The organism is Azospirillum brasilense (assembly GCF_007827815.1).
GTDB classification, from domain to species: Bacteria; Pseudomonadota; Alphaproteobacteria; order Azospirillales; family Azospirillaceae; genus Azospirillum; species Azospirillum brasilense_C.
Genome location: NZ_VITH01000004.1, coordinates 373164 through 396230, shown reverse-complemented (window position 1 = coordinate 396230; position 23067 = coordinate 373164). Strand labels below are relative to the sequence as shown.

Annotated in this window: 15 protein-coding genes; 7 read left to right on the top strand and 8 right to left on the bottom strand. The window is 69.9% G+C overall.

What is annotated here, in order from left to right; translation table 11 throughout:
• The first annotated feature begins 41 nt into the window (after positions 1-41).
• The 5 genes from FBZ83_RS10845 to purH all read left to right on the top strand — a co-directional run bounded on the left by FBZ83_RS10845 (position 42) and on the right by purH (position 6723).
• Positions 42-974 (top strand): exopolyphosphatase, encoded by a 933-nt coding sequence (locus FBZ83_RS10845; protein WP_145682516.1) that lies wholly within the window; start codon positions 42-44, stop codon positions 972-974.
• An 8-nt stretch (positions 975-982) separates the two neighbouring features.
• Positions 983-1717, top strand: coding sequence for a hypothetical protein (locus FBZ83_RS10840; RefSeq protein WP_247888255.1), 735 nt, complete (start codon positions 983-985; stop codon positions 1715-1717).
• Between the two features lie 87 nt (positions 1718-1804).
• A complete protein-coding gene (locus FBZ83_RS10835; protein WP_145682438.1) occupies positions 1805-3121 on the top strand; it encodes an RsmB/NOP family class I SAM-dependent RNA methyltransferase in 1317 nt (438 codons plus the stop codon).
• Positions 3122-3269: 148 nt separating this feature from the next.
• Entirely contained in the window at positions 3270-4901 is a 1632-nt protein-coding gene (locus FBZ83_RS10830) for a heparinase II/III family protein (protein ID WP_145682437.1), read from the top strand.
• Between the two features lie 217 nt (positions 4902-5118).
• Positions 5119-6723 carry a bifunctional phosphoribosylaminoimidazolecarboxamide formyltransferase/IMP cyclohydrolase gene (gene purH, locus FBZ83_RS10825; protein WP_145682436.1) on the top strand — a complete coding sequence of 535 codons (1605 nt, stop codon included), beginning with the start codon at positions 5119-5121 and terminating at the stop codon, positions 6721-6723.
• A 118-nt stretch (positions 6724-6841) separates the two neighbouring features.
• On the opposite strand, the gene FBZ83_RS10820 is transcribed toward purH, so the two are convergent.
• The 6 genes from FBZ83_RS10820 to FBZ83_RS10795 all read right to left on the bottom strand — a co-directional run bounded on the left by FBZ83_RS10820 (position 6842) and on the right by FBZ83_RS10795 (position 16603).
• Entirely contained in the window at positions 6842-7090 is a 249-nt protein-coding gene (locus tag FBZ83_RS10820) for a hypothetical protein (protein WP_145682435.1), read from the bottom strand.
• Between the two features lie 81 nt (positions 7091-7171).
• Positions 7172-8482 (bottom strand): MFS transporter, encoded by a 1311-nt coding sequence (locus FBZ83_RS10815; protein ID WP_145682434.1) that lies wholly within the window; start codon positions 8480-8482, stop codon positions 7172-7174.
• Positions 8483-8560: 78 nt separating this feature from the next.
• Entirely contained in the window at positions 8561-9583 is a 1023-nt protein-coding gene (locus tag FBZ83_RS10810) for a hypothetical protein (RefSeq protein ID WP_145682433.1), read from the bottom strand.
• 100 nt (positions 9584-9683) lie between these two features.
• The gene (locus tag FBZ83_RS10805) at positions 9684-9923 is read right to left on the bottom strand and encodes a hypothetical protein (RefSeq protein WP_145682432.1); all 240 of its coding nucleotides are present in this window, start codon (positions 9921-9923) and stop codon (positions 9684-9686) included.
• A gap of 59 nt (positions 9924-9982) precedes the next feature.
• Positions 9983-11617, bottom strand: a complete 1635-nt coding sequence (locus FBZ83_RS10800; RefSeq protein ID WP_145682431.1) for a tetratricopeptide repeat protein — start codon at positions 11615-11617, stop codon at positions 9983-9985.
• Positions 11618-11746: 129 nt separating this feature from the next.
• On the bottom strand, positions 11747-16603 hold the full coding sequence (locus FBZ83_RS10795) for an NAD-glutamate dehydrogenase (protein WP_145682430.1): 4857 nt from the start codon (positions 16601-16603) through the stop codon (positions 11747-11749).
• Between the two features lie 180 nt (positions 16604-16783).
• On the opposite strand from FBZ83_RS10795, the gene FBZ83_RS10790 reads away from it, so the two are divergent.
• Positions 16784-18490: an HD-GYP domain-containing protein gene (locus tag FBZ83_RS10790; protein WP_247888254.1), complete on the top strand. Its 1707-nt coding sequence runs from the start codon at positions 16784-16786 to the stop codon at positions 18488-18490.
• A 247-nt stretch (positions 18491-18737) separates the two neighbouring features.
• Positions 18738-19709, top strand: a complete 972-nt coding sequence (locus tag FBZ83_RS10785) for a Bug family tripartite tricarboxylate transporter substrate binding protein (RefSeq protein ID WP_145682429.1) — start codon at positions 18738-18740, stop codon at positions 19707-19709.
• Between the two features lie 146 nt (positions 19710-19855).
• Here the strand turns inward: FBZ83_RS10785 and FBZ83_RS10780 are convergent, their stop codons facing one another.
• Positions 19856-21484: a methyl-accepting chemotaxis protein gene (locus FBZ83_RS10780; protein ID WP_247888253.1), complete on the bottom strand. Its 1629-nt coding sequence runs from the start codon at positions 21482-21484 to the stop codon at positions 19856-19858.
• A gap of 236 nt (positions 21485-21720) precedes the next feature.
• Positions 21721-22704 carry a Bug family tripartite tricarboxylate transporter substrate binding protein gene (locus FBZ83_RS10775; RefSeq protein ID WP_145682427.1) on the bottom strand — a complete coding sequence of 328 codons (984 nt, stop codon included), beginning with the start codon at positions 22702-22704 and terminating at the stop codon, positions 21721-21723.
• Positions 22705-23067 lie beyond the last annotated feature (363 nt).

Sequence of the window (23067 nt, the reverse complement as noted above, 5' to 3'; positions counted from 1 at the left end):
CCTCCGCTTGCCGATTGTGGGGCGCTCAGGGGGAACACCGCATGTCCGACGTCACGAAATACCGCCTCGTCACCCGGTCCGACTTCGACGGGCTGGTCTGCGCCGTGCTCCTGAAGGAGCTGGGCATCCTCGACGAGATCAAGTTCGTGCATCCCAAGGACATGCAGGACGGCAAGGTCGAGATTTCCGACCGCGACATCACCACCAACCTGCCCTATGTGCCCGGCGTCCACCTCGCCTTCGACCACCATCTGTCGGAGACGATCCGCGTCGGCAAGCGCGACAACCACGTCATCGAGGCTGACGCCCCCTCCGCCGCCCGCGTCGTCTACAATTACTACGGCGGCAAGGAGCGCTTCCCGACCATCTCCGACGCGATGATGGCCGCGGTCGATCAGGCCGACTCCGCCCAATACGGCATCGAAGACATCCTGAAGCCGCAGGGCTGGGCCCTGCTGAACTTCATCATGGACGCGCGCACCGGCCTCGGCCGCTTCCGCGATTTCCGCATCTCCAACTATCAGCTCATGATGGAGCTGATCGACTATTGCCGCAGCCATGGCATCGACGAGATCCTCGCCCTGCCCGACGTGAAGGAGCGGGTGGACCTCTACACCGAGCACGAGGCGAAGTTCTCCGACCAGCTCGCCCGCTGCAGCACGATCCGCGGCAACGTCGTGGTCGTCGACCTGCGGCGGGAGGAGACCATCTACGCCGGCAACCGCTTCATGATCTACGCCATGTACCCGGAATCGAATGTGTCGATCCACGTGCTGTGGGGTCTGAAGCAGCAGAACACGGTTCTGGCCTGCGGCAAGTCGATCATCAACCGCAGCTCCAAGACCAACATCGGTCCGCTGATGCTGGAGTATGGCGGTGGCGGGCACGAGGCGGCGGGCACCTGCCAGGTGGACAACGACAAGGCCGAGGCGGTGCTGGAGGAGATCGTCGGGCGCATGCGCGCCGACGGCTGACAGGGATCGTGCCGGATCTGTTTCTCGACAAGACCCCGCTGTTCGAGGCGGGGTGGCTGAGCGTTTCCGTCGCCACCAGCCGGGATGACGTGCTGCTGTGCCTCGCCGAGGCGGAGCGCCGCGCCGAGGCGGGGCTGGAGCGACTCGGGCAGACTCTGACGCAGGGCGTTGCCGCGGCGGACCACGACCGGCGCATCGACGCCCTGCTGGCGCTGGAGACGCTCGGCATCCCGGCGTCCGGCACGGCGGCGGACGGGGCGGTGGAGCGCGTCATGATGGAGGTCGGCTTCCGCAAGCGCGACCTGATGCCCCGCTTCCACGAGCTTGCCGAGCACTGCCGCGCCGTCCATCGTCGCGCGCTGGCGGTCGCGCGGGACGCCCGCTGGGCGCTGATGCTGGAGCGCGCCGCCGCCGACCCCGGCGGGCCGTCCAGCCCCATCCAGGGAACCGGGACCCGCTACGTCAAGAGCGACCGCTACGACGCCCGCGCCGCGCGCAGCCTGCCGCCGGACGACCGCGTGCGCGCCGACCGTTTCCTCAAGCGGCTGGGCGAGGACCCGGTGCCGCCGGAGCTGGAGCTGAGCCCGCTGGAGGGGACGGCGCTGTGGGGGATGAAGGCGGGCAACGGCAACCGCTTCATCCTGCGCCGGGGCGAGTTGCGCGGCGTCGTCTGCTTCGTCGTCGAGGACGTCGGCCCCTATCCCGACCACGAGGGCGGACGGCGCGGCGCCCTGGCCCGCTGAGGGGCCCTGCCGAACGGCGTCCGATTCCGCTCGGCCGCGTGCAGCGGCTACTCGACACCCGCGGCCCGGCGCGCTACATCCAGCGGCATGTCCGACGCCTCCCTTGCCGCGCGCTCCGCCGCGCTCGACCTGCTGCGCGATGTGCTGCGCAAGTCCATTCCCTTCGACGATGCGTTCGACGCGCATCCGGAGTTGCGCGCGCTCGACCCGCGCGACCGCGGCTTCGTGCGGCTGCTGACCGCCACGGTGCTGCGCCGGCTCGGCCAGATCGACGCGCTGATCCAGGGCAGCCTCGCCAAGCCGGGCCTGCCCAAGGCCACCGTTCACGACATCCTGCGGCTGGGCGCGGCCCAGCTCGTCTTCCTCGGCACGCCCGCCCACGCCGCCGTCGACACGGCGGTCGAGCTGGCCGCGGCCAGGGGGGCTGAACCTTACAAGGGCCTGATCAACGCCGTCCTGCGCCGCATCGGGCGCGAGGGGACGGAGCTGGCCGCCCAGCAGGACGCCGGGCGCCTGAACACGCCGGACTGGCTGTGGCTCGCCTGGCGACAGGCCTACGGCATCGGCCGCACCCGCGGCATCGTCGAGGCGCACCTGCACGAGGCGCCGCTGGACATCACCGTCAAGGCCGACCCCGCGTTGTGGGCGGAGCGGCTGGAGGCCAGGCTGCTGCCCACCGGCACGCTGCGCCGCGCCGCCGGCGGCAACCTCACCGAGCTGCCGGGCTTCGCCGAGGGGGCTTGGTGGGTGCAGGACCTCGCCGCCTCGCTGCCGGCCAAGCTGTTCGGCGATCTGGCGGGCAAGCGCGTCTACGACCTGTGCGCGGCGCCCGGCGGCAAGACCGCCCAGCTCGTCGCGCAGGGCGCTGAGGTGACGGCGGTCGACCGCTCTGCCAAGCGGCTGGAGCGGGTGCGGGATAACCTGACCCGCCTGAACCTGTCGGCGGAGGTGCTGGCGACCGACGCCGCCACCTGGACCCCGGACCAGCCCGCCGACGCGGTGCTGCTCGACGCCCCCTGCTCGGCCACCGGGGCGATCCGCCGCCATCCCGACATCCTGCGCGTCAAGACGCCGGAGGACATCGGCAAGCTGGCCAAGGCGCAGAGCCGCCTGCTGGCCCACGCCGTCGATCTGGTGAAGCCGGGCGGAACGCTGGTCTACTGCACCTGTTCCATCCAGCCGGAGGAGGGCGAGGCGCAGATCGACCGCATCCTGGCCCGCGACAAGCGGGTCGAGCGGCTGCCCATCACACCGGTTGATCTGGGTGGCGGCCATGCGGGGGATGGCAATTTGGCCGAGTTGCTCAACGAGCGCGGTGAGGTACGATCCCTGCCGGGCATGCTCGGGGACCTCGGCGGGATCGACGGGTTCTTCGTGGCAAGGCTGCGACGGTTGCACGATTAGGGCACCACCGGCTTGCGGGGGTCGAGGCGAATTTGATACGACAACAGGATGCATCCCCCCGATCGCCCGAATGCCTTCAGCGAAGCGCCGGCCATCGCCTCCCCCTGCCGTGTGACGGGGTGAGCCGATGAGCGCCGGGCGTGGGAAAATGGGCCGCTTGCGGGACGGCGTCGCGCAGATCGCCTTCGGCAACCCGATCTACAAGCTGACGTTGGGCGGTCGCGCGCCGACCGCCCTGTCCGCCGTGCCGCCGGACCCCTGGCCGGGCGACGCCGGCGAAGGTTCGGCGATCCTGGCCGGCGTCTTCCGTTTCGGCGGGCAGGCGGCGGCGGCGGACGCCCACGGCGCGCCGAACTGGCGGGCGGGTGGCGCCGTCTGGCAGGACGCCCTGCACGGCTTCGACTGGCTGCGCGACCTGCGGGCGGTCGGCGGCGACACGGCGCGGCGGCGCGCCCGCGCGCTGGTGCTGTCCTGGCTGGACCACAACGGAAGCTGGAACGCCCAGACCTGGGCGCCGGAGGTGCTGGGCTCCCGCATCGCCGCCTGGATCGGCCTGCACGACTTCTACTGCGCCTCCGCCGACGACGAGTTCCGCGCCGCGGTCTTCGACAGCCTCGCCCGGCAGGTCAAGCATCTGACCCGCGTGGTGCCCGGCGCGCTGGACGGCAAGGCGCTGGTCACCGCGGCCAAGGGCCTCGTCTATGGCGGATTCTGCCTGCCGGAGCACGAGCGGGTCGGGCAGGACGCGCTGAAGCTGCTGGAGCGGGAACTGCCGCGCCAGATCCTGCCGGACGGCGGCCATGTCGAGCGCTGCCCCTCGGTGCAGCTGCGCATCCTGCGCGACCTGATCGACATGCGGTCGGTCCTGCGCACCGCCCGCGCCGACGTGCCGGAGGCGCTGCAGCACGCCATCGACCGCATGACCCCGGCCCTGCGCTTCTTCCGCCACGGCGACGGCGGCCTCGCCCTGTTCAACGGCGGGCGGGAGGAGGACGCGGCGCTGGTCGACACGGTGCTGGCCCAGGCCGACGCCCGCGGGCGCCCGCTGAAGAGCGCGCCGCACACCGGCTTCGAGCGGCTGATCGCCGGGCGGACCATGGTGCTGATGGACACCGGCGTGCCGCCGGTCACCGGGCTGGACGCCACCGCCCACGCCGGCACCCTGTCGCTGGAGATGTCGGTCGGCAAGGAGCGGCTGATCGTCAATTGCGGCGCCCACCCGGTGAAGACCGGCCCCTGGCGCGCCGCGCTGGCCGGCACCGCCGCCCATTCCACCGTCGTGCTGGCCGAGACCAACTCGTCGGAGGTGATGGAGCAGGGCGGGCTGGGCCGCCGCCCCTCCCATGTCGGCTGCGAGCGGCAGGAGAACGACGGGGCGGTGCTGGTCGTCGCCACCCACAACGGCTACAGCCGCAACTTCGGCTATCTGCACCGCCGCCGCGTCTATCTGGCGGAGAACGGCGAGGACCTGCGCGGCGAGGACATGCTGGAGCCGGTGATCGGCGCCACGCCGGAGCCGCGGCCCTTCACCATCCGCTTCCACCTGCACCCCGCGGTCCAGGCGAGCCTCGTCCAGGGCGGGCAGGTGCAGCTGAAGCTGCCGAGCGGCGCCGCCTGGCGGCTGCGCGCGTCGGGCGGCACGCTGGAGCTGGAGGAGAGCATTTATCTGGGCAGCGGCGACGAGCCGCGGCGGACCACCCAGATCGCCGTCTCCGGACATACCGGCCCCGCCATCAAGACGGTGAAATGGGCCTTGCGCCGCGAGCGCAAGGGGGGGTAAACCGCGCGCATCCGCGGCGGACAGGCCGTGGGAATACGGATCGGTGCCTGTTTCGAGAGTCTGTGGAGTGTTCGCCCTGCGACCGTGACCCCCGCCCAGGCGGGGGTGGCGAAGCGGGGTGTTTCGCTTTTCCGGCTTTCCGGGTCCCGTCTTCCCATGCCCCGTTTTCTCAGGCCCTGTCCGCCGCAGCCGGTTCCATGACAGCCAGGATGCCCCGATGAGCCCGCCGAACGTCGCCCACTCGCCCGCCCCCGATCTCGTCCGCATCACGCGCGCGCTGATCTCCGTGTCCGACAAGACGGGCCTTGTCGCGCTCGGCCAGGCGCTGGCGGCCAAGGGCGTGGAGATCCTGTCCACCGGCGGCTCCGCCCAGCGGCTGGCCGAGGCCGGCATCCCGGTGAAGGAGGTCTCCGACCACACCGGCTTCCCGGAAATCATGGACGGGCGCGTCAAGACGCTGCACCCGCGCGTGCATGGCGGCATCCTGGCCCGCCGCGACATCCACGCCGAGGCGATGACCACCCACGACATCCCGCCGATCGACCTCGTGGTGGTGAACCTCTATCCGTTCGAGGCGACGGTGTCGAAGGGCGCCGACTACGCCAACTGCGTGGAGAACATCGACATCGGCGGCCCGGCGATGATCCGTGCCGCGGCCAAGAACCATGACTTCGTCACCGTCGTCACCGATCCCGAGGATTACGAGGCGGTCCTGGACGAGCTGGCGACCCATGACGGCGCCGTCACGCTGAAGCTCCGCCGCACGCTGGCCCAGCGCGCCTACGCCCGCACGGCCTCCTACGACGCGGCCATCTCCTCCTGGCTGGCCGGCCAGCTCGGCGAGACCTTCCCGCCGCGCACCACCCTGTCGGGCAAGCTCAGCCAGACCCTGCGCTACGGCGAGAACCCGCACCAGCAGGCGGCCTTCTACGTCACCGGCGAGCAGCGTCCGGGTGTGGCGACGGCGATCCAGCTCCAGGGCAAGGAGCTGTCCTACAACAACCTGAACGACACCGACGCCGCCTTCGAGCTGGTCGCCGAGTTCGAGCGCCCGGCCGTCGCCATCATCAAGCACGCCAACCCCTGCGGCGTGGCCGAGGGGGCGAACCTGCTCGACGCCTACAAGCAGGCCCTGCTGTGCGACCCGGTCAGCGCCTTCGGCGGCATCATCGCCGTCAACCGTCCGCTGGACGCCGCCACGGCCGAGGAGATCGCCAAGCTGTTCGCCGAGGTGGTGATCGCCCCGGACGCCGACGACGCGGCCCGCGCCCTGCTCGCCACCAAGAAGAACCTGCGCGTCCTGCTGACCAAGGACGTGCCGAACCCGGCCGAGCCGGGGATGATGGTGAAGCAGCTCTCCGGCGGCTTCCTCCTCCAGAACCGCGACAACGGCCGCATCACGCTCGACGACCTCAAGGTGGTGACCAAGCGCGCCCCGACCGAACAGGAACTGGCCGACCTGCTCTTCGCCTTCCGCGTCGCCAAGCATGTGAAGTCGAACGCCATCGTCTATGCGAAGAACGGCGCCACGGTGGGCGTCGGCGCCGGCCAGATGAGCCGCGTCGACTCGGCGCGCATCGCCGCCATCAAGTCGGCGGAGGCCGCCAAGACCGCCGGTCTGAGCGAGCCGCTGACCAAAGGCTCGGTGGTCGCCTCGGACGCCTTCTTCCCCTTCGCGGACGGTCTGCTGGCCGCGGCGGAAGCCGGCGTGACGGCGGTGATCCAGCCCGGCGGCTCGATCCGCGACAACGACGTCATCGCCGCCGCCGATGAGAAGGGTCTGGCGATGGTGCTGACCGGGATGCGCCACTTCCGGCACTGAGCATCCGCGTTCGCGAGCTCTTGCCCCCTCCCTAACCCTCCCCCGCCTTCGGCGAGGGAGGGGACCAACCCCCTCCACCGCGGAGCGGGGGAGGGCCGGGGAGGGGGCAATGCACTTTCTACCCCCGCCGCGCCCCCATCAGCCGCGCCAGCAGGGCGGCGGCTTCGGCTTGGGGATTCCCGTCCGCAGCGTCGTCCGGCTTCAGGCGCCCGGTCGCCGCCATGGCGATCAGCATCGCCGGATGCAACGCCGGGTGATGCCCCGGCTGATGTGCCGCCGAATCGTTTTCCCCACGCGCCGCGGCTTGGTCGCGGGCCAGCGCCTCGTTGATGTGGGCGAAGGCCTCAATGTCCTTGATGTGCAACATGTCCGTTCCGCCCTCCGCGCAAAATTCGTTGTGCGTCGCAGCAAAAGGCAAGTTAGCAGCTTCCGCTGGGTGAATCCGCCGTCATGCCGCGGCGGACTGTCGCACCGTATTCGCATCGCCCGGTGCCGGCTCCCGAACCGCCAGCATAAGCCCAAAACCGATGACGAAGAAAGCCACAACGCTCGCCATGCCGGCCCGCTGGCTCTCGAACAGCGCGGTCGCCAGCCCGAAGGCGAGCGGCCCGACGAAGCCGGCCATGCGGCCGGTCAGGCTGTAGAGCCCGAACATCTCCCCCACCATGCCCGGCGGGGCCAGCCGCGCCATCATCGACCGCCCGGCCGCCTGCGCCGGCCCGAAGAAGGCGCCCAGCCCCAGGGCCAGCACCCAGAACCACGCCTTCTCCGTCGCCAGCAGCAGCGGCACGCCGAAGGCGGTCAGGCCGATCAGGCTGACCAGGATGGTCGGCTTGGCCCCCATCCGGTCGTCCACCCAGGCGAAGCCGATGGCCCCGACGCCGGCCACCACGTTCAGCGCGATGGCGAAGAGCAGGATCTCCTCGAAGCTCATGCCGAAGGCGTGGGCGGCGAAGATGCCGCCGAAGGCGGTGATGGTGTTGATGCCGTCGCGGTAGATCGCGCTGGCGATCAGGAAGCGCAGCGTGTTGCGGTATTTGCGCGTCTCCGCCAGCGTCCGGCGCAGCGTCGTCATGCCCTCCCGCGCCGCCTGACGGATGCCGAGACCGGTCGCCGGCACGTCCGGCACGAACAGGAAGAAGGGCAGGGCGAACAACCCGTACCAGGCGGCCGCCAGCAGGGCGGTGGCGCGCACCGGCGCCTGCTCCGCGGTGTCGAGCAGGCCGAACAGCGGGGCGGGCGACTTCACGAAGACGAACAGGGCGACCACCAGACAGGCCAGCCCGCCGAAATAGCCGATGCCCCAACCCCAGCCGGAAATCCGCCCGAGCATCCGCGGCGGCGCCAGCGCGGTCAGGCTGGCGTTGTAGAAGACGTTCGCCAGTTCGAAGGCGACGGTGCCGATGACCACGCAGTCCAGGGCGAACAAAGCGTGGGACGGGTCGGGCTTCACCCACCAGAGCGCGGCGCAGAAGACCACGGTCAGGCCGGTGAACAGCGCCATCCACGGCTTGCGCCGCCCCGTCCGGTCGGCCACCGCGCCCAGCACGGGGCTGAGCAGGGCGATCAGCAGCCCGGCGACGGTCAGCGCGGCGCTCCAGCGCGAGGCGCCCGCCACCTCGTCCCCGACCACGCCGCGGGCGAAATAAACCGAGAAGATGAAGGTCGTGATGATGGTGTTGTACGACGAGTTCGCCCAGTCGTAGAGGCACCAGGACGCGATGGCACGGCGGCTCGGCGCCTCGGCGGTGTGGGGCATGCTGAAGGATCGGCCGTCTGTTGTCCGGGATGGCCCACTCTAGGCAAAGCGGCCGGGAATGCCAACCCGGGGGCGGGGCTACGCCGGTTTGGCGGAGTCCGCCACCGGCGTGGTGGCTTTCGCCAGCGCCACGCCCTGGGCGATGCCTTGCGCCATGTTTTGGGCGACGGTGGTGTCCAGTCGGGACTCGAAGCCCTTGAACCACGCCTGTGTCTTCAACGCGTCCGGTGTCTTAAGGATGTGCCGCAGCGGGTCGGACTGCGACCGGTCCATCGCCTGCTTGATCAGGGTCGCGAGCGGGTTGTCGCTGTCGAGCTTTTCCGGTTCATCGCCCTTCTCCCTCGTGTGGATTTCGTAGGACACCTGCGCCGACGCCCGTCGTGTCGCCCATTCGGTCGAGGTCTTCTCCTCGGGGCCGACGGCGTCCAGGAAGGTGAGGTTCGCCTTCATCCTTGCGGCCTCGTCGCCGCGGAACGGATCGGTGAAGCTGGCCTCCTGGCTGATCGGGCCGTTGTAGAGGCCCATGGCCAGACCCTCCTGCTGCGCCATGATCGATTGGGCGATGTCCTGCTCCTGCTTGGAGAAGTTACCGCCGGCGTTGCTGCGGACCGCTTCCAGCGAGCGGCGGTCGAGATCGCCCATCAGGGAGTACCAGTCCCGGCCCTCGAAGCTGTCGAAGTCGAAGGGCTTGCCGCTCGCCTTCATGGCCGCGTACTGCGCGTCCATGCGGGTGCGGGCGTCCTTGGCGATGGCCGGCCCGCTCAACCCCGCCGAACTGGACACCGCCCCCGGATCGGACACCGCCTTGGCCAGCGCCGTGGCGTTCTTGCCGTCACGCGTCGGGAAATAGGCTGCGTAGGGACCGGCGGACGTGCCGTTTCCGGTCTTGCCGGCCTTGGACGCGGTGGTGGTCGCCATGAAGGCCTGGGCTTCGACCGACAGGGTGACGAAGACGGCCGAGCCGCCGGAGGCCGACGCCGCCTGACCGGCGGCGGTCTGCGACGGGGCTCCCTTGTCGGCGCCCAGCACGGTCAGAGCCGCCTTGAGGCTGAAACCGAGGCTGAGGCCGGAGGCCGGCGCGTTCGACGGGTTGATCGACATGAGGCCCTCCCGACCATCCAGGCGGGCACTTTGGTCGCTGCCGCCATTCGTTGACGGCAGCGTAACGCTTTCAGGCGGGAGTTGTCAAAATTGCGAGGTTTTATTCGGTATGGCGAATGGCCGCGGGCGAATTGGGCGGCGCGGGTTCGTCGAGGTGAACCGGAACGACGTCGATGGTGGGTCGACGTTCGTCCAGGCGTGTGTCGATCCTCGCGCGCAGATCCATCATCTGCGCCTGGATCGCCTCGATCTCCGCCTTCTGCCGCTCCAGGTCGGACAGGTCGGGCAAGGGGGGAGAGAGGGCGGTGGCGCTGTGGTCGGGCGTCTTGTCGGTGCTCATGGATCCTCTCCGGTTCGGCGTCGGTCGGCTGGCGGGAAACCCCGAAGGCACGCGTCCGCTCAGCCGCCCACGCCGAACGAAATCTGGTTGTTGTCGTAGCGGGCGACGATGGTCAGCCGATCGCCGGGGCGCACCCGGATCGGTGTCTCCAGATAGGTCATCGCCTGCTTCCAGTGATTCGTCCGCGCCCGGCTTTCGGAGCGGTAGACGACCTCCTCGTCCATCTGCAGGTCGAACCAGAAGGCGACGCCGTGGCAGGTGCCCTCCGCCGTGATCTCCACGGCGATCTCGCGGCCGCCCTCCTCGGGCATGTTGCGGGTGAAGTCGAAGTCGAGCGCGGTGAAGGCGGCCGACAGCGGCGTGTGGGTTTCGGCGCCGAGGTCGATCTGCTGGTAGCCGGGGGAGCGGAACACGTCGAACGCCGACATGTCGAAGCCGCCGATGGTCTTCACCGGGTTGATGCGGGCCAGCTCTGGCGTTTCCACCAGCATGGCGTAGACGGTCGAGGCGCGCGGGATGATCGCGCCGCCCGGCTTCACCAGATGGGTGCGCGCGTGCTGAAGGACCGACAGCATGCGCGGCGCCAGCATGCCGATGTTGATGAGTTCCGACACGAAGACGTCGGCCTTCTCCGGCAGGTCGCCGCCCTCGCCCACCGACAGGCGGGTGGACAGCTTCGGCACCACGTCGATGCGGTCGGCGTAGCCGTTGTTGGCGACGGTCTCGCGGGCGATGCGGGCGAGGATCGGGTTCACCTCGCAGGTCACCACCTTCCGTGCCCCGGCGCGCGCCGCCATCATGGCGACGATGCCCGAGCCGGTGCCGATCTCCAGGACCAGCGAGTCCGGGGTCACCGCGCGCTTCAGCGCCGCCTCGTAGGCGTCGTTGCGCTCGAAGTCGTTGATCATCGGCAGGTGCCAGCCGGGGACGGCGTTGGAATGGATCAGCCGGCGGGTGAACTGCACCAGCGGGTGGTCCGGCGCGATGGCGCGGGCGGCCTCGATGGCCTCCACCGCCTCGTTGGCGCGGTCGAGGCTCTGCAGCGTGTGGGCGAGGCCGACATGGGCGGGGACGAAGCGGGGCGCCGCCGCGATCACCACGCGGAACGCCTCCTCGGCCTCCTCCAGAGCGCCGCGGGTGCTCAGCGCCTCGGCGAGGTTGTAGCGGGCCTCCAGATACTCCGGCGCGCGTTCCAGGGCGGCGCGGAAGGCGGCCTCCGCCTCGTCCAGCCGGCCCAGCTCGCGCAAGGTGGTGCCCAGGAAATTGTGCATCTCCGGCGCGTCGCCGCGCAGGGCCAGGGCGGCGCGGAAAGCGCCTTCGGCGTCCTCCAGCCGGCCCAGCGCCTTCAGCGCGTTGCCCAGGTTGCCGTGAAGCTCCGGCAGGCGGTCGTTGAGGGCGATGCCGGCGCGGAACGCCGCCTCAGCCTCCGCCGCGCGGCCGAGCTGGAAGAGCAGGCTGCCGCGGCTGTTGTGGAAGGACGGGTCATTGCCGTCCTCGGCGATGGCGTGCGTGAAGAGGTCGAGCGCGCCGTCGGGATGGCCGGTGTGGGCGGCGACGACGCCCAGCAGGTGCAGGGCCTGCGCGTTGTGCGGGTCGGTCGCCAGGATCGCCCGGCAGGCCGCCTCCGCCCCACCCAGATCGTTCGTCCGCAGCAGGCGGATGGCGTCGTTCAGGGTCGGCTGGGGGTCGGTCATCGCGGCGGGCTCCGGTTGGGCGGACATTCCTTGGAATGGCCGCACCATAGCCGGAAAGCGGGCGGGACGCATGGGGAAACCCTCGTCCGGACCCGCCCGAAGGGAGCCGGACGAGGGGTTTGAAGCTGATTACCCCGCCGTCAGGCCGCGAAGCTGCCGGTTCGCCACCGCCAGCATCGACAGGTCGACGTTGGGCTGGGTGCGCAGCTCGGACAGGAGCTGTTCCACCCGCTCCACCACCGGCCGGCGGTGGGCGATCCAGGCCTCCACCGGGGCGTCCGCGGGAAGCTGGTCCACCGCCTCCAGCACGCGGGTGGTCAGCGCGGTCTGGTGGGCGAACAGGTCGTCCACCAGGGCGGCCACCGCCTGCTTCTGCCAATGGTTCTCCGCCTTCGCCGCGGCGGCCTTGTCGCGCAGCCACTCCAGGCCGAAGCGGCGGCCCAGCATGAAGTAGACCGCGGCGACGTCCGCGACCCCGCGCCCGGTGCGCCCGGCGATGCGAACGAGGTCGGGGGCGGCGGCCAGAACCGGCAGCGCCGCCATGCGGCGGGCCAGCTCGGCGGGGACACCCTGCTCCTGGTAGGAGGCGACGCGGGCGGTCAGGCGGGCCGTCTCCTCGGCGTCCAGCACGTTGTCGAGACCGGTGAGAAGCGTCTCGATGCCGGGCCGGAAGGCCTCCGTCTCGCGGGCGATGTCCAGCGGCTGCTGGCAGCTCGCCAGGAACCAGGCGGCGGCGCGCTCCATGTGGCGGACCGTCTCCAGGATCATGCTGGTCTGGAGCGCGGCGGGAACCACGTTGTCGAGGTCCTCGATCCCCGTCCACAGAGAGCGCAGGCCGAAGGCGTCGCGCACGATGGTGTAGGCGCGGGCGACGTCCCCCGGCCCCATCCCGGTCTTCTCCATCATCTCCTTGACGAAGGTCGGGCCGGTGCGGTTGACGAGGCTGTTGGTGACGCTGGTCGCAATGATCTCCCGCCGCAGCCGGTGCCGTCCCACCGCGTCCGCGTGGGCCTTGCGCAGCGGCTTGGGGAAGTAGCGGGTGAGGTCGTCGGCCATGAAGGGATCGTCCGGCAGGTCCGACGCCAGCAGATCGTCGTAGAGCGTGATCTTGGCGTAGGCCAGCAGCACGGCCAGCTCGGGCCGGGTCAGCCCCTCGCGGTTGGCCATGCGGGCGGACAGCTCCTCCTCGTCGGGCAGATACTCGATGGCGCGGTTGAGCCGGCCCGCCTTCTCCAGCGAGCGGATCAGCCGGGCCTGCGCCTCCAGCGCGTCGGGACCCTGGGCGCGGGCGACGGTCAGCGCCTGGCTCTGCAGATAGTTGTCGGCCAGTACCAGGCCGGCCACCTCGTCGGTCATGGCGGCGAGCAGCTGGTCGCGCTGCTTCAGCGTCATGTCGCCGCGGACGACCACGTCGTTCAGCAGGATCTTGATGTTCACCTCATGGTCGGAGGTGTCGACGCCCGCCGAATTGTCGATGGCGTCGGTGTTCAGCCGCACCCCGTGCTGCGCCGCCTCGATGCGGCCGCGCTGGGTGACGCCCAGGTTGGCGCCCTCGCCGATCACCTTGGCCCGCAGGTCGCGCCCGTCGATGCGCAGCGCGTCGTTGGCCTTGTCGCCGACCTCGGCGTTGGTCTCCTCCGCCGCCTTCAGGTAGGTGCCGATGCCGCCGAACCACAGCAGGTCCACCTCGGCCTTCAGCAGGGTCTGCATCAGCTCCAGCGGGGTGACGTGGTCCTTGGCGATGCCGAAGCGCTGGCGGATTTCCGGGGTCAGCTCCAGCGACTTGGCCGAGCGGTCGAAGACGCGGCCGCCCGCGGACAGCAGCGACGCGTCGTAGTCCGCCCAGGAGGAGCGCGGCAGGTCGAACAGGCGCTGCCGCTCCTCCCAGCTCCGCGCGGCGTCGGGGTCGGGGTCGATGAAGATGTGGCGGTGGTCGAAGGCGGCGAGCAGGCGGATGTGCTTCGACAGCAGCATGCCGTTGCCGAACACGTCGCCCGACATGTCGCCGACGCCGACGACGGTGAAGTCCTGCGTCTGGGTGTCGTGCCCCAGCTCGCGGAAATGGCGCTTCACCGATTCCCAGGCGCCGCGGGCGGTGATGCCCATCTTCTTGTGGTCGTAGCCGGCGGAGCCGCCCGACGCGAAGGCGTCGCCCAGCCAGAAGCCGTGGTCCACCGACACCGAATTGGCGATGTCGGAGAAGGTCGCCGTGCCCTTGTCGGCGGCGACCACCAGATAGGGATCGTCCCCGTCGTGGCGCACCACTTCGGGCGGCGGCACCACCGCGCCCCCGGCGTCGAGGTTGTCGGTGATGTCGAGCAGGCCGCGCATCAGCGTCTTGTAGCACTCGATGCCTTCGGCAAGCTGAGCCTCGCGCCCGGCGGACGGCGGCGGCGGGCGCTTGACCACGAAGCCGCCCTTGGAGCCGACCGGGACGATGACCGTGTTCTTGACCATCTGCGCCTTCATCAGCCCGAGGATCTCCGTGCGGAAATCCTCGCGGCGGTCGGACCAGCGGATGCCGCCGCGCGCCACCTTGCCGCCGCGCAGATGGACGCCCTCCATCCGCGGGCTGTAGACGAACACCTCGACCATCGGGCGGGGCAGCGGCAGGTCGTCGATGTGGCGGCTGTCGATCTTGAAGGAGAGGTAGGTCTTGGGCCGCCCGTCCGCGCCGGTCTGATAGGCGTTGGTGCGCAGCGTGTTGCACAGCAGGTTGAGGAAGCGCCGCAGGATGCGGTCCTCGTCGAGGTTCTTCACCCCGTCGAGCGCGCGTTCGATCTCCGCGGCCAGCCCCGGATCGTTCTGCGAACGGCGGGCCGGGTCGAAGCGGCTGTGGAACAGGGCGACCAGCTTGCGCGCGATGGCCGGATGGCCGGCCAGCGTGCTTTCCACCACGTCCTGCCCGTAGGGGATGCGGGCCTGGCGCAGATACTTGGCGTAGGCGCGCAGCACCGTCACCTCCCGCGCGGTCAGGCCGGCGCGAAGGACGAGGCGGTTGAAGCCGTCATCCTCCATCCGGCCGTCCCAGACGGCGGCGAGGGCGTCCTGGAACTTCTCCTTCACCATCGCGCAGTCGATGGGCAGCCCGTTCTGCGAGCGCGCGGTGAAGTCGTGGATCCACACCGGGGCGGCGTGGCCGGCGATGGCGATCTCGAAGGGTGCCTCGGTGATCACCTTCAGGTCCATGTGCTCCAGCATGGGCAGCACGTCGGACAGCGGCACCGGTCGGCCTTCGTGGTAGATCTTGACGTGCAGCTCGTCCCCTTCGGCCTCCAGCGGGCGGTAGAGGTTGATGCCCAGCGTGCCCTGGGCCGTCGCCTTCTCGATCCGCTCGATGTCGAAGACCGCGGCCTCGGCGTTGAACTCCTCGCGGTAGGCGGTGGGGAAGGCGTCGGCGTAGCGGCGGAACAGGGTGCGCCCCTGCTCCTCGCCGTGAGTCTCGACCAGCGCGTCGCGCAGATGGTCGTCCCAGCCGCGCGACGCCTGGACCAGCCGCGCCTCCAGATCGGTGGCGTCGACGGCGGGCACGCGGCCCGGCTCGGTCCGGATGATGAAATGCAGGCGGGCCAGCACGCTTTCGGTGAGCTGCGTGGTGAAGCCGGTGCAGGTGCCGTCGTAGGCGGCCTCCAGGATGGACTGGATGCGCCGGCGCAGCGTGGTGTCGTAGCGGTCGCGCGGCACGTAGACGAGGCAGGAGGCGAAGCGCTCGAACGGGTCCTTGCGCACGAACAGAGCCAGCCGCTGGCGTTCCTGCAGGTGCAGGATGCCGACGGCGATGTCCAGCAGCTCCGGCACCTGGATCTGGAACAGCTCGTCGCGCGGGTAGGTCTCCAGGATGTGCAGAAGCGCCTTGCCGTCATGGCCCTGCGGGTCGAAGCCGGCGAGATCCATCACCTCGGCGACCTTGCGGCGCAGGTAGGGGATCTCGCGCGGGCTGCGGTTGTAGGCGACGGAGGTGAAGAGGCCGGCGACCAGCCGCTCGCCGATGATCCGCCCCTCGGCGTCGAAGCGCTTGATGAGGAAGGCGTCCATCGGCACCGCGCGGTGCACGGGGGAGGGGCGGTTGCCCTTGGTCACCATCAGGACGCGCGGGTTGCGCAGGAAGTCGCGCACGTCGGGCGGCAGGGTGGCGTAGTTGCGCAGCCCGTCGAAGACGGTGACGGAGTCGTCGCGCAGGATGCCCAGGCCGCTGCCGGCGACCAGCCCCAGCGAGGAATCCGCCCCGTCGGCGCCGCTCTCGAAGCGGTATTCGCGGTAGCCGAGGAAGGTGAAGTGGTCGTCGTCGGCCCAGGACAGGAAGGCCTTGGCCTCGTCCACCTCGTCGTCGGGGATGATGGCCGGGACGGCGGCGCGGGCGCAGTCGGCCTCCAGGATGGCGGCGCGCACCTGCTGGCGCATGGCCCGCCAGTCGGCGACGGCGGCGCGCACGTCGGCCAGCACGCGCTCCAGCCCCTCGCGGGCCTGATCCAGCGCGGCGGCGCCGGTGACGGCGCCGACCTCGACATGCATGAAGGATTCGGGGGCGGCGTCGGTGGGGGCCGCCGCGGGTTCGTACAGCTCCACCAGCTGGCCGTCGGCGTCGCGCTTGACCCGCACCACGGGGTGGATGACCAGATGGACGGTCATCCCCTGGCGGTTCAGCTCCGCGGTCACCGAGTCGACGAGGAAGGGCATGTCGTCGTTGACGATCTCCACCACCGTGCGGTGGGATTGCCAGCCATGCTCCTCGACCCGGGGGTTGTAGACGCGGACTTTGGCGCGGTCCGTCGCCTCGCGCTGCTGGCCCCATTGCCACATGGCCAGCGCGGCGCCGTAGAGCTGCTCGGCCGGAGCCTGGATGATGTCGTCGGGCGGGACGTTGTCGTAGAACTGCCGTACGAAGCGCTCCGCCGGTGCCGCGCGGCTGCGGCCCAGCCGCTCGCGAACCTGCCGCACGACCTCCTCGGTCAGCTCGTCCTTGAGCTGTTCGGCCCTGAGAGCCATCGCTCCAATCCTTCCCTGATTTTTTGCGGCGGTTGGCCGCCGTTGTAGGGAGAGGGTAGCCGATTTGCCGCGACAGGCAACAGGCGGAGGGGCGTAACCGGAAGAGGCGGTTAGTACGGAGCGGCCCTTCGTGTCCAAATCGATGAAAGTTGAATGAGTCAGGGAGTGGGCGTATTTTTCATGCCGTCGCGCTTCCCGAGCGCAACCATCGAGACGATCATGCCCAGCGACGACGCCCGCCCGCCGGAGGCCACCCCGGTTCCGCCCGCCAAGCCCCGCCTGCACGTCCTCGTGGTCGATCCCGACCCGGCGCTGGCCGGGCTGACGCGCGCCGCGCTCGACGGCTTCGCGCTGGACGGGGCGCCGGTGACGGTGCTGACCGCCGCCACCGCCGCCGAGGCGCGCGAGGCGCTGTACCGCAACCCCAGCACCGCCGCCGTCCTGCTGGAGCCGGTGCTGGACCCCGCGGCGGATGGGGTGCCGGAAGGGCTCGGCCTCATCGACCACATCCGCAAGGATCTCGGGAACAGCCGGGTCCGCATCCTGGTCTGCACCGCCCACCCCGGGCGGGCGCCGGAGGAGGAGGTGGTGGAGGGCCACGACGTCAGCGACTACCGTCTGAAGGACGGGCTGACGGCGCGCACGCTGCGCACCGCGGTGGTCCCGCGGCTGCGCGCCTTCCTCAACCTGCAGACCCAGGCCGCCGGGCGCAAGGCGCTGGCCCGCATGCTGGTGGCGACCACCGGCCTTCTGGAGATGCGCACCCCGGACGTGCTGTTCCCCAACATCCTGCCGCGCGTCGTCGGGCTGCTGGGCATCGGGCGGCACGCGCTGCTGTGCATCCAGGGCGACACGCTGCCGCGCGACCGCCGCATCCGCGTGCGCGCCTCCACCGGGCGCTTCGCCAAGTGGAAGGACGTGGACGTCGCCGAGCTGGGCGAGCCCAACGTCGCCGCGGCGCTGGAACGGCTGAGCCCGAGTTCCGAGACCATCGTGGAGCCGGGCTATTGCGCCCTGCGGCTGCGCGCCCATGGCGGGATCATCGGCATGATCTACGTCGAGGGCCACAACAACGAGGGCACCGCGCGCGAGTGGCAATTGCTGGAGCTGTTCCGCAACAAATGCTCCATCGCCTTCGAGAACGCCCTGCTGTTCGAGGAGCTGAACACCGCCCAGAAGGCCACCGTCCTGGCCATGGGGTCGCTGGCCGAATACAAGGACAACGCCGCCGCCGGCCATCTCCAGCGCATCGAGCGGCTGGTCGGCGACATCGCCCGGGAGCTGCGCGTCCACGGCCGTTTCGCCGACGAGCTGGACGACGAGCTGGCGGAGAAGGTCGGGCTGGCCGCCCTGCTGCACGACGTCGGCATGCTGAGCGTGTCGGACGAGACGCTGGGCATCCCCGGCGAGCTGGCCAACAACGACATGGCGGCCATCCAGCGCCACACGCTGATCGGCCACCGCATCCTCAGCGAGGCGGCGCTGCCCCTGCGCGGGCGCAGCCTGCTGTCCATCGCCGCGGAGATCGCCCGCTACCACCACGAGCGGTACGACGGGTCGGGCTACATGGAAGGGCTGCGCGGCGGGGCCATCCCGGTGTCGGCGCGGATCATGGCCGTGGCCGACGTGTTCGACGCCCTCATCACCGACCGCCAGTACCGCAAGGCCTGGGGGGTGGAGCACGCCATCACCTGGATCGCCGAGCGGGCGGGCAAGGACTTCGACCCGCTGGTGGTCGAGGCGTTCCTGACGGTGGTCCGCCGCATCCAGGCCGAGGAGCCGGACTGGTTTCCCAAGCCGGAGGGCGGGAACCAGGGCCTGCTGGTGGCGGCGATCGGGCGCAAGCTGCGCGCCCTGTTCGGCAACCGCGCCGAACCGATCAATTGACCTGCGTCCGCGTCCGGTGGAATCGGATGAAACGGCCTTTCCCAAGTGGAAGGGCCGTTTTGCCGTCGTCCTGCGGTGATGCCGGCCGGTGCGACGCTGTGTCCAACGCTCTCATTATGGTTGCACCATAAATACTATAGTGTACAAAAAATCGTGTTACTATGAATTGTGCAACCGATCCCGCGGCGGCGCTTCGTCACGCTGCTCCGTTGTGGTGATCTTGCGGCAGCATTTGGCGGAGCCGACCATGAAAGCCAGACGTTTCATTTCCAGCCTGCTGACCTCCTGCGCCCTGTTGCTGGGCGCGACGGCGGCCCAGGCCGCCTACCCGGACAAGCCGATCACCATGATCGTTGCCTACGGGGCGGGCGGATCGACCGACGTGACCGCGCGCATGCTGGCGCCCTTCATCGAGAAGTATCTGGGCGGCGGCGCGCGGATCGTGGTGATGAACCGCGGCGGCGCCGGGGGGGAGATCGGCTTCGCGGCCATCGCCGACGCCACGCCGGACGGCTACACCATCGGCTTCATCAACACGCCGAACGTCGTCACCATCCCGATCGAGCGCAACGCCCGCTTCACGCTCGACCGGCTCGACCCGCTGGTCAACATCGTCGACGATCCGGGCATCATGACGGTCCACGGCGACAGCCCCTACAAGACGGTGGATGATCTGATCGCCCAGGCGAAGGCCAATCCGAACACCATCACGCTGGGCTCCACCGGCGTCGGGTCGGACGACCATCTGGCCATGCTGCTGCTCCAGCGGCAGGCCAACGTCCGCTTCACCCACGTGCCCTTTCCGGGCAGCGCGGAGAACTACCGGTCCATGCTCGGCCGCCACACCCAGGTCTGCGGCCAGAATCTGGGCGAGGGGCTGCGCGGCAAGGCCGGCGGCGACAACATCCGCGTGCTGGGCGTGATGAGCACGCAGCGCTGGGACATGGCGCCCGACCTGCCGACCTTCAAGGAACTGGGCTACAACATCACCATGGCGTCGCTGCGCGGCGTCGGCGCGCCGAAGGGCCTGCCTCCGGAGGTCCGCGCCAGGCTGATCGACGCGGTGACCAAGGCCGCCAACGACCCGGAGTTCCAGAGCAAGGCCCGCGACACCTACCAGCCGCTGCGCATCCTCGACTCCGAAGCCTTCTCGGCGGAGCTGAAGGAGCTGGACGGCGATTTCCGCAACCTGTGGCGCGAGTTCCCCTGGTTGAAGTGATCGGGCTGAAGTGATCGGGGGAGAGCGAACAGGACGGGCCGCATAGAAAAGGCCCCTCTTCCATGCGGAGGAGGGGCCTTTCTGTTGGGCGGTTCTGTTGGGCGGCGTCGGAGGACGCCACGGCGTCCTCCCCGCATCGGGCCGGGTCAGGCCGCGGTGATCCGGCCGATGAAGGCTTCGATCTCGTTGTCCAGCCGGTTGAAGCTGCGCGACAGCTCCTCCGTCGTGGTCTGGACGGCGCCGGCGGAATGGCCGGTGGTCTCCGCCGCCTGCTGCACCAGCCGCATTTCCTGGAGCACGGCCACCGTGTCGGTGGCGGCGCGCTGCGAACGCTCGCTGATGTCGCGGGTGGCGGCGTCCTGCTCCTCCACCGCCGCGGCGACGGTGCTGAGGGATTCGTCCACCTGCCGGATGGTGCTGACGATGGCGCGGATGGCGTTGACCGCCGCGGTGGTCGCCGCCTGCACCGCCGCGATCTCCGCGCCGATCTCGTCGGTGGCCTTGGCGGTCTGGTTGGCGAGGCTCTTGACCTCCTGCGCCACCACGGCGAAGCCCTTGCCGGCCTCGCCGGCGCGGGCCGCCTCGATGGTCGCGTTCAGCGCCAGCAGGTTGGTCTGGCCGGCGATGTTGTTGATCAGGCCGACCACCTCCTCGATCTTACGGCTGGCCTCGCTGAGGCCCTGGACGATCGAATCGGTCCGCCCCGCCTCGTCCACCGCGCCGCGGGCGAGCTGGGTCGACTGGGTGATGGAGCGGGTGATCTCGTCGATGGAGGCGCGGAGCTGCTCGGCGCCGGCGGCGACGCTCTCCACCTCGCTGGTGGCCTCCTGCACGGCGTGGGCGACCGAGTCGCTGTGGTGGCTGGTCTGCCGGGCGTTCTCCAGCATGACGTTGGCTTCGCCGCGCATGGAGTTGGCGGAGCGCACCACCTCGCCCATCATCGCCTTGACCGACGCCTCCAGGTCGGCGGCGAGGCTGTTCATGGCCCGGCGCTGCTCTTCCGCGGCGCGGGTGCGCATGGCCTCCTGCTCGCGCGCCATCTCCTGGACGCGCAGCGCGTTCTCCTTGAAGACACGGACGGTGCGGGCCATCTGGCCGATCTCGTCGCCGCGCTCGGCGGCGGGCACTTCGTCCTCCAGCCGGCCCTGGGCCAGCCGTTCCATCACCGTGGTCAGTCGGACCACCGGGCGGGCGATGTTGAAGCCGATGAACAGCGCCACGCCCACCGTGATCAGCAGGGCGACGATCGCCGAGGCGATGAAGGCCTGGGTGGTCGCGTCGACCGACGCGTTCACGTTGGCGTAGGCGTCGGCCGACTGCTGGCGCTGGTAGGTCAGGTAATCGCGCGAGGTGCCGTTCAGGCGCCCGTAGGCCGCCTGGACCTCCTGCAGGAAGTCGAGCGGATCGACGCCCATCTTCAGCAGGTCGAGGAAGCTGGTCACCTTCGCCTGATAGGCCGCGGTGTCGGAACCGAAGCGCTGGAGGATCTGCCCCTCCTCGTCGGTCGCGGCCGACTGGCCCTTCATCTTGTCCGCCTGGACCTTCAGCTTGGAAAGATGTTCGATCAGCGCCTTCGCCTCATCCTCGACCGCCTTGGGGGAGGCGTTGGCGGTGCTGAGGATCACCGTCCGGTAGAGGCCGGCGTGGGCGACGGTCAGCGTGTCGGTCAACGCCTGGACATCCGCTTCCCGCGTGAAGGAGCGGTTGAACAGCGTGTCCAGCAGGCGTGACTGTTCCGTGATGGCGGAGCCGCCGAGCAACGCGATGGCAAGCATGCCCAGGATCGCTGTCGCCGCCGGGATTCCCATTTTCGTGGGAATGTGGAGGTGATTGAGGAAAGTCATGGAGCACCTGCTTCAGCCATTGGCCGGTCCGTTGGCGCCGGATGGTCAGCCGGATGGTCATGGGGGCTGGAACCGCACCCGACGCCGGCCGGCGGCCGGCGGCGGGCGGTTTCGGGGATGGGCGGCACCCGGACGGAGCAATCCGCCGGGGTCGCGTCAGCCCCGGATCACTTCAGCCAGGGCGACGACTGCCACAGCGACTTCAGCTCGGTGTCGAGCTGCTTCAGCTCCGCCGCGAAGGCGTCGGGGCTGAGGACGCGCAGCGGCTGGAAGGTCTCCTTGGCCTCGGCCTTCGCGATGAACTCCGGATCGGTCGCCGCCTTGGTGACGGCGTCCACCAGCTTGGCGCGGATGTCGGCGGGCAGGCCCTTCGGCGCGCAGACGCCGCGCAGCGAGGCCATCAGCACCGGGTAGCCCTGTTCCGCGAAGGTCGGGATGTCCGGGGCGGCCTTCCAGCGCTCCTTGCTCATCACGCCGAGCACGCGGATCTGGTCGGAGGCCTGGCCGCGCAACCCCTCGCCGAGATTCTGGCCGCTGATCTGGATCTTCTTGGCGAGCATCGCCTTGTAGTTGGCGGCGGAGCCGGAGAAGGGCACGTGGGTGAACTGCACGCCCGCCTGGCGCTGCACCAGCAGCATGGCGAGCTGGTCGTCCGAGCCCACGCCGGTGGTGCCGACGGTGACGGTGTTCGGGTTGGCCTTGGCGTGCTCCACGACGTCCTTCAGCGTCTTGAAGGTGCTGTCGCCGGGAACGCTCCACACGCCGGGGTCGTCGACGACGTTGACCAGCGGGTCCAGCCGGTCCGCCGAGAAGCGGGCCTGACGCTCGATCGGGATCGACACCATGTTCGGCGTGTTGCAGAAGCCGATGGAATAGCCGTCCGGCGTGGCGTCGGCGATGGCCGCGAAGCCGATCTCGCCGCCGGCGCCCGGCTTGTTCACCACCTCGATCCGGGCGCCGCCCAGGTGCTTCTCGATGAAGGGCGCCAGCAGGCGGGCGGTCACGTCGGTCGACCCGCCGGCGTCGTAGGCGACGACCACGGTGATCGCCTTCTCGGGATAGGCGGCCTGGGCCGTCGACAGTGCGGTCGTCGACATGGCCAGCGCCAGGGTCCCGGTCGCCAGCGCCAGGAACTTGCTGCGAATGATCATCTGGATGCCCTTCTTTCCTGCGGTATTGCGGAAGACCCCCTTGCCCGCGGGCGCGGTGGGGTCCCGGGAGTTCCCGCCCGTCCCGATGCGGACACAGGCTGGGACTCCTTTTCTGAAATTCTCGTAAAGATGGATCGGCTGGTATTTGTCGTCATTGAAACAAATCGGTCAGAAGCGGCACGAAAACCCGTCTCGTCCTTCGACAAGAGGGATGCATACTTCAGTATGTCTGTTTCCGTGGGTGGCCGATCCCCTCGCCGGCGCTGCGGCGGACTCCGATGGTGTGTCTCGGAAAAAGGAGCGGTTCATAGACCCAACGCCGTACAATCGATCCACTGAGGCGGTTTCGACGCCTCAGGGTGG

Bases quoted from the DNA above. Each gene is read 5' to 3' on its own strand.
- FBZ83_RS10845 (WP_145682516.1), top strand. From the start codon at position 42: ATGTCCGACGTCACGAAATACCGCCTCGTCACCCGGTCCGACTTCGAC.
- FBZ83_RS10835 (WP_145682438.1), top strand. From the start codon at position 1,805: ATGTCCGACGCCTCCCTTGCCGCGCGCTCCGCCGCGCTCGACCTGCTG.
- FBZ83_RS10830 (WP_145682437.1), top strand. From the start codon at position 3,270: ATGGGCCGCTTGCGGGACGGCGTCGCGCAGATCGCCTTCGGCAACCCG.
- purH (WP_145682436.1), top strand. From the start codon at position 5,119: ATGAGCCCGCCGAACGTCGCCCACTCGCCCGCCCCCGATCTCGTCCGC.
- FBZ83_RS10820 (WP_145682435.1), bottom strand. From the start codon at position 7,090: ATGTTGCACATCAAGGACATTGAGGCCTTCGCCCACATCAACGAGGCG.
- FBZ83_RS10815 (WP_145682434.1), bottom strand. From the start codon at position 8,482: ATGCCCCACACCGCCGAGGCGCCGAGCCGCCGTGCCATCGCGTCCTGG.
- FBZ83_RS10810 (WP_145682433.1), bottom strand. From the start codon at position 9,583: ATGTCGATCAACCCGTCGAACGCGCCGGCCTCCGGCCTCAGCCTCGGT.
- FBZ83_RS10805 (WP_145682432.1), bottom strand. From the start codon at position 9,923: ATGAGCACCGACAAGACGCCCGACCACAGCGCCACCGCCCTCTCTCCC.
- FBZ83_RS10800 (WP_145682431.1), bottom strand. From the start codon at position 11,617: ATGACCGACCCCCAGCCGACCCTGAACGACGCCATCCGCCTGCTGCGG.
- FBZ83_RS10795 (WP_145682430.1), bottom strand. From the start codon at position 16,603: ATGGCTCTCAGGGCCGAACAGCTCAAGGACGAGCTGACCGAGGAGGTC.
- FBZ83_RS10790 (WP_247888254.1), top strand. From the start codon at position 16,784: ATGCCGTCGCGCTTCCCGAGCGCAACCATCGAGACGATCATGCCCAGC.
- FBZ83_RS10785 (WP_145682429.1), top strand. From the start codon at position 18,738: ATGAAAGCCAGACGTTTCATTTCCAGCCTGCTGACCTCCTGCGCCCTG.
- FBZ83_RS10780 (WP_247888253.1), bottom strand. From the start codon at position 21,484: ATGCTTGCCATCGCGTTGCTCGGCGGCTCCGCCATCACGGAACAGTCA.
- FBZ83_RS10775 (WP_145682427.1), bottom strand. From the start codon at position 22,704: ATGATCATTCGCAGCAAGTTCCTGGCGCTGGCGACCGGGACCCTGGCG.